Below are 355 nucleotides of genomic sequence, written 5' to 3'. Positions count from 1 at the left end.
CGAGCTGGCGTTGGAGCGACGCATTCTCTTCCCTGAGGACCGAGTTTTCGGCCAGAGATTGCTGGTATTTCTGCTCCAGAGACGGCGACGACACGAGGCGATATTTCCTGGTGAATCAGGCCGTTATTTTACCATGCCATCAGGCCGCTGACACCTTGGGATGCCAGCGTTTGCGGCGTTTCGTGACCATCAGATCGAGTCCCTCGATCAGGGCTTCGAACTCGGCAGGGCTGAGCGTGATCGCCTGGCCGGCGGTGGACGACGACAGGGTGGCGAAACGTCCGCGCTCCAGGCGCTTGCTCCACACGCAGTAGCCGCCGGCCTGGAAGTACAGGCACTTGAGCTGGGTGCGCCG

Annotated in this window: 1 protein-coding gene; it reads right to left on the bottom strand. The window is 61.7% G+C overall.

The features are described from left to right. Positions 1 to 139: 139 nt before the first annotated feature. A partial coding sequence (tnpB, locus tag Q5762_RS37475; protein ID WP_315896781.1) for an IS66 family insertion sequence element accessory protein TnpB occupies positions 140 to 355 on the bottom strand: 216 nt, incomplete at its 5' end.

The sequence above is a fragment of the Streptomyces sp. P9(2023) genome (assembly GCF_032436795.1).
GTDB lineage: Bacteria > Actinomycetota > Actinomycetes > Streptomycetales > Streptomycetaceae > Streptomyces.
This window is presented reverse-complemented; position numbering and strand designations above follow the sequence as displayed.